This is a genomic window from Nocardia sp. NPDC052112 (assembly GCF_040680135.1).
Taxonomy (GTDB): domain Bacteria; phylum Actinomycetota; class Actinomycetes; order Mycobacteriales; family Mycobacteriaceae; genus Nocardia.
Window position 1 is genome coordinate 1 of the sequence record NZ_JBFAWD010000062.1, and the last position, 5,883, is coordinate 5,883.

At 67.5% G+C, this 5,883-nt stretch carries 6 protein-coding genes; 3 read left to right on the forward strand and 3 right to left on the reverse strand.

From position 1 onward, the window contains the following. The first annotated feature begins 207 nt into the window (after positions 1–207). A complete protein-coding gene (locus AB0L58_RS42770; RefSeq protein WP_364397409.1) occupies positions 208–915 on the forward strand; it encodes a hypothetical protein in 708 nt (235 codons plus the stop codon). Between the two features lie 106 nt (positions 916–1,021). Next, on the forward strand, positions 1,022–2,428 hold the full coding sequence (gene radA, locus AB0L58_RS42775; protein WP_364397412.1) for a DNA repair protein RadA: 1,407 nt from the start codon (positions 1,022–1,024) through the stop codon (positions 2,426–2,428). Positions 2,429–2,490: 62 nt separating this feature from the next. On the opposite strand, the gene AB0L58_RS42780 is transcribed toward radA, so the two are convergent. After that, positions 2,491–3,171: a hypothetical protein gene (locus AB0L58_RS42780; protein ID WP_364397415.1), complete on the reverse strand. Its 681-nt coding sequence runs from the start codon at positions 3,169–3,171 to the stop codon at positions 2,491–2,493. A 120-nt stretch (positions 3,172–3,291) separates the two neighbouring features. After that, positions 3,292–3,915: a carbonic anhydrase gene (locus tag AB0L58_RS42785; protein ID WP_364397418.1), complete on the reverse strand. Its 624-nt coding sequence runs from the start codon at positions 3,913–3,915 to the stop codon at positions 3,292–3,294. 168 nt (positions 3,916–4,083) lie between these two features. Here AB0L58_RS42785 and AB0L58_RS42790 point away from each other — a divergent pair, with 168 nt between their 5' ends. Then, positions 4,084–4,947: an A/G-specific adenine glycosylase gene (locus AB0L58_RS42790; protein WP_364397424.1), complete on the forward strand. Its 864-nt coding sequence runs from the start codon at positions 4,084–4,086 to the stop codon at positions 4,945–4,947. Between the two features lie 4 nt (positions 4,948–4,951). On the opposite strand, the gene AB0L58_RS42795 is transcribed toward AB0L58_RS42790, so the two are convergent. Further along, a complete protein-coding gene (locus tag AB0L58_RS42795) occupies positions 4,952–5,704 on the reverse strand; it encodes an alpha/beta hydrolase (RefSeq protein ID WP_364397421.1) in 753 nt (250 codons plus the stop codon). Between the last annotated feature and the right edge of the window lie 179 nt (positions 5,705–5,883).

Genomic DNA, 5,883 nt, shown 5'->3' on the forward strand with positions numbered 1-5,883 from the left:
CTCGCGTCCGAGTCGTCGAAGCGCATGCGACGAAGTCGCGAGTCTCGACGGCTCGGACGCGAGACAGCAGGGGGCCGCGAACCCGCAGCGCCGCAGGCGCTGCAAATTAGACACAGCCCCGGCGTCCAGCCCGCGGAGGCTACTACTACGCTGCCTAGTTATTACTCTCCTCAGCGGAGTGAGCCCGGTCGACATGGAGGACAACCCGTGACTGCCCTGAAAGCTGTGACCGCCTCGACAGGGGCGCGTCGTCGCATGGTTTCGGTTGCCGCGCTCGCCGCCGGAGCGGCGCTCGTGCTCTCCGGCTGCGGTGCAGGCCAGGTGTCGCAGACCGCGACCCAGGTCGCCGCGGTCAACGGCAATCACGCCGATATCGACCGGATCTCGCTGCGCAATGTGCACATCGTCTACCCGGCCGGCGGCACCGAGTACACCAACGCCAAGGGCGGCAAGGCGATCATCGCGCTGTCGGTCGTCAACAATGGCGAGACCGTCACCGACGAGCTGACCAGCATCTCCACCGACCTCGGCACGGTGAAGATCACCCCGCCCGCGGGTGACCCGGCCTTCCGGATCGCCCCGCAGCAGACCGTCGTCGCGGCGACCTCGGCGACCGACGTCACCGCCGCCAAGTCCGACCAGCACGGTGCGACGCCGAGCGGCACCGCCACGCCGACCACCAGCGCCGCTCCGGCCGGTGACAAGACCACTGTCAATCCGGAGCAGAAGCCGGGCCTGATCGAGATCACCGGTCTGACCAAGGACATCACCCCGGGCCTCACCTACCCGGTGACGTTCAACTTCAAGCAGAACGGCACCGTAACCGTGCAGGTCCCGGTCGACGCGGGTGCGGTGACCGAACGGCACGAGGGCCAGACCGCCGCAACCGAGAGCGAGCACAAGGGCGGACACTGATCCGCTGACCGCCCACTGGGCAACGTACGGCTGTCGCGCAGATGCGCGGCAGCCGTTTTCGTAGCTGTCGAGCCCGCATGTCGGGGGTGGTACGTAAGGTGCGGATGTGGCAAAGACCAAGTCGATCTTCCGATGCTCCGAATGCCGGTACGAGGTCGCCAAGTGGGTGGGCAAATGCCCGGACTGCGGCGCATGGGGCACCGTCGACGAGGTAGCCGGATCCGCGGCGACCGCAGCATCGCCGGTCGGACGCAAGGCCATGCTGCCGAGCACCGCGGCCGCGCCCATTTCGCATATCGATTCCAAGGTCACCAAGGCCAGGCCGACCGGTGTCGATGAGCTCGACCGGGTGCTCGGCGGGGGCATCGTGCCCGGATCGGTCGTCCTGCTCTCCGGTGAGCCCGGCGTCGGCAAGTCGACGCTGCTCTTGGAGGTCGCCCATCGGTGGGCCACCCAGCGCGACGAGAAGTCGCTGTATGTCACCGCCGAGGAATCGGCCGGACAGGTTCGGCTGCGCGCCGACCGGACCAATGCGGTGCACGAAAGGGTCTATCTCGCAGCGGAATCGGATCTGTCGATCGTGCTCGGCCATGTCGAACAGGTGCGCCCGACACTGCTGGTGGTCGACTCGGTGCAGACCATGCTCGTCCCGGAGGTGGACGGCACCATCGGCGGCGTCACCCAGGTGCGCGCGGTGGCGGCGGCGCTCACGTCACTGGCCAAGGCGAGTGGGATCGCGGTGCTGCTGGTCGGACATGTCACCAAGGACGGCAATGTCGCTGGCCCGCGCACCCTCGAGCATCTGGTGGATGTGGTGCTGCAGTTCGAGGGCGATAAGAACTCCACACTGCGCATGGTGCGCGGCATAAAGAACCGCTTCGGCAGCTCCGACGAGGTCGGCTGCTTCGAATTGCACGACGACGGGATCTCGTGCGTCACCGATCCGTCCGGGTTGTTCCTGCATCATCGCACCGATTCGGTATCGGGTACCGCGGTCACGGTGGCGATGGACGGTAAACGGCCGCTGGTCGCCGAGGTGCAGGGGCTGACCGTGCACACCGAGATCCCGAATCCGCGGCGGGCGGTGAGCGGACTGGACTACAACCGGGTCGCGATGGTGCTCGCCGTACTTCAGAGCCGCGGGCGGGTGTTCCTCGGCAAGCACGACGTCTACGCCGCGACCGTGGGCGGCATGCGGTTGCTGGAGCCCGCCGCGGATCTCGCTGTGGCACTTGCCATCGCGAGTGCCGAGCGCGACCAGGCGCTCCCCGTCGGCTGGGTCATTCTCGGCGAGGTCGGATTGGCGGGTGAGGTGCGTCGGGTCACCGGCCTCGAGCGTCGACTCACCGAGGCCGAACGCCTCGGCTTCACCACCGCCCTGGTGCCACCCGGTTTGGCACGAACCAAGAGCGGCATGAAGATTCACGAGGTGTCCGACGTCAAGTCGGCCATCCGGCTCGCCGGTCTCCGCAGACAACGCACCGCAGCCACCGAAACCGCCCCCGACTTCTGACCCGATATCGGCTGTCGCACAACCCGAGCGATCAGCGGCAATCACACAAACCGCGGTTCGGATCAGGCGATGTTGAAGGGTTCGGCGGCGCTGCGTAGTGAGCCAAGTTGGGCGACAACGGCATACGCGCCGGGTGGGACCTGGACGCGGTCGCCCGCGCAGTTGGGTTGGGACGTCGAGCCGGACCAGGTGACCATGAAGGCGGCCTGTTCGCCGCGGTTCAGGGTGCGGACATCGGGGGCGCCGTCCGGGTAGCAGTCGGTGCTCGACCACAGGCGGCGCTGGCCGTCGAGGGTGGTCACCGAGACCTGCTGGAGTCCGGAACCGACATCGCGGGAACAGGCCGTGGACGAGATATTGGTGATCACGATGCCGAATACCGGAGTCTCACCGGTCTTGTAGGTCGGCTGTTCGACGGTCACCTTGACCGCGAGCGACTGATCCGGGCAGGTACCCGCGGCGACCTGAGTGCCGCTGGCCGCCGCGGCGGTAGTGCCGGAGGGCTTGGCACCGGCTTCGCCGGTGGTCGGCGGCGGCGTCGAGGAGGACGCGCCCGCGGGCTTATTCGTCGCCGGTGCGGAACTCGTCTCGGCCGCCTTTGTCGTACCGGGCGAATCGCCGCCGCGCGTGACCGTCAATACCAACCAGATCACCAGTGCGAGCGCAACGACCAGGAGGCCGATGGCGAGCGCGCGGCGTCGCCAATAGATCTCCGGAGGCAGCGGTCCAGTCGGTTCCAGCACGGAGTCAACGGTAAGGGCACGATCCGGTGCAGCGACTCAGGACCCCGGCGTGTCGGATCGGAAAACGCTCGCGGTGCAGGTAAATTCCGCTCCCACGTCGGATCTCTCGGATCGGCCGTTTCAGGCCAGCTCACCGATATTGCCGACGACGCGCTGCAGTTTCACCTCGCCCTCGGCCAGTTTGTATGTGACACAAGCGATCGCGCACTCACCCGTCGCAACACGCTGCGAAATGATCATCGAGCGCTGCATGAGCAATCGGCTGGTCTCCACCACATGCCTGGCCTCCATCTCGTCGACGGTGGACAGCCCCTCCCGGCGCCCGATCAGAATCGACGGCGTGACCCGCTCGACCACACTGCGGATGAATCCGCCGGGCACTTCGCCGCCGTCCAGCGCGTCGATGGTGGCCTTCACCGCACCGCAGCTGTCGTGCCCGAGCACCACGATCAGCGGCACATTCAATACCTGCACCCCGTACTCGATCGAGCCGAGCACCGAGCTGTCCACCACATGGCCCGCCGTGCGCACAACGAACATATCGCCGAGGCCCTGGTCGAAGATCAGCTCGGCCGCCACGCGGGAGTCACCGCAGCCGAACAGGATCGCGTGCGGGTGCTGGCCGCTGACGAGCTTGGCCCGGTCGGCCGCGCCCTGACTAGGATGCAACAGCGTGCCATTCACGAAGCGTTCATTGCCCTCGCGAAGGGATTTCCAGGCGCTGATCGGGTTGGAATCCGGCATACCGACCATTGTGCACATCGCAGTGGTTACCAGCGAGTCCGTTTCGTTACGGCTCGGCAAATATCGACCGGCCGCGCGACAATAGGAACGGTGAGGGCAGTGTCGGAACGCGGCGCAGCGCAACAGCGTGCAGGCGGAAATCCCAAGATCAACACGGGTACCAACCGGGTGGATGCCGAATCGTTGCTGGACTGGTACCGGGAGACCGCGCGGGATCTGCCGTGGCGGCGCAAGGACGTCACCGCCTGGCAGATTCTGATGAGCGAAATCATGCTGCAGCAGACGCCGGTGGTGCGGGTCGAGCCGATCTGGCGGGAGTGGGTCGCGCGCTGGCCGGTCCCCTCCGCCATGGCGGCCTCATCGCAGGCCGAGGTGTTGCGCGCCTGGGGCAAGCTCGGCTATCCGCGGCGGGCATTGCGGCTGCACGAATGCGCCAAGGTGCTCGCCGCAGAACACGGCGACGAGGTGCCGACCGATGTCGATGTGCTGCTCGGGCTGCCGGGTATCGGCGCGTATACCGCGCGTGCGGTGGCCTGTTTCGCCTACGGACAGCGGGTTCCGGTGGTGGACACCAATGTCCGCCGGGTAGTGGCACGGGCGGTGCACGGGCGCGCGGAGGCGGGTAATCCGTCCACACGCGACCTGCCCGAGACCGAAGCGCTGCTGCCGCGCCGAATCGACCATGCCGCAATGTTTTCCGCCGCACTGATGGAACTCGGCGCGACGGTGTGCACGGCCCGCACGCCGGACTGCGCGCGCTGTCCGCTGCCGGAATGCGCCTGGATCGCGGCGGGCAGGCCGGTCTCCGATGTGGTTCGCAAGACACAGAAGTACGAGGGCACCGATCGTCAGGCGCGCGGGCGGCTGCTCGATGTGTTGCGCGACGCCACCGGTCCGGTCGAGCGGATCCGCTTGGACCTGGCCTGGACCCGCGATCCCGGCCAACGCGACCGCGCTTTGGATTCCCTGCTCGTCGACGGGCTCGTCGAACAAACCTCGGACGGACTGTTCGCCCTGGCAGGCGAGGGCTAGCACCTCATGCGGGGTCGTCGAGGACCTTGCCGAGGAAGGCCTCGACCTCGGTGCGGTAGCGCTCGGGCTGGTCGTCGTGCACCAGGTGGCCCGCGTCCGGGATGCGGACGTGGACCGCGTCGGCGTGGACGGCGGCCATCTGCCGCATCTGGCCCTCGGGGGTGATGGTGAATTCGCCTTCGATCAAGAGCGCGGGGGCCTCGACCGCGCGCCATTGCGCCCAGAAGTCGCGGGTGCCCCACTCCTCGGAAATATCGCGGAACGTCGCGACCGAACCGTGCAGGCGGTAGCCGTCGGGGCCGTGGTCGAAGGAATCGAGGAAATACCGTCCGGCGACCGGGCCGAAGAAATCCAGCACCGCGTCCGCATCCGGAAACGGCTGCGGCCAGGCCTCGATCATGGCCGCCCAGTTCGCGGCGGTGCGGCCACGGAAGTCGGGGGCGATATCCTCGACCACCAGCGCCCGCACCCGCTCCGGGTACTGCGCGGCGAACACCCAGCCGTGCAGGCCGCCCATCGAATGTCCGATGACCACCATGGGTTCGGAAATTTCGGCCGTCGCCGCGGCGAGGTCGTCGATGAAGGCCTCGGTGGTCAATTCCACGGGCGCGGGACGACCGTGACCAGCGGCATCGAAGGTGTAGACATGGCCGAACTCCCGCAGCCAGCCCAGCTGATCGCGCCAGGTGCGGGCACTGCCCATCAGTCCGTGCAGCAGCAGGATCGGCACTCCCGCTCCACCTTCGTCATACAACACTGTGTTTATCTTGCAGCGCCTGCGGCGCTGCGGGTTCGCGGCCCCCTGCTGTCTCGTGTCCGAGCCGTCGAGACTCGCGACTTCGTCGCATACGCTTCGACGACTCGGACACGAGACGGGCCGCGAACCTCGCGCGTAAGACTCGCTCCGTGGGGGTGACGGCAATCGGGGTGTTGGGC

Excerpts from the sequence above, each read along its gene's own strand:
- AB0L58_RS42785 (WP_364397418.1), bottom strand. The coding sequence starts at position 3,915 with ATGCCGGATTCCAACCCGATCAGCGCCTGGAAATCCCTTCGCGAGGGC.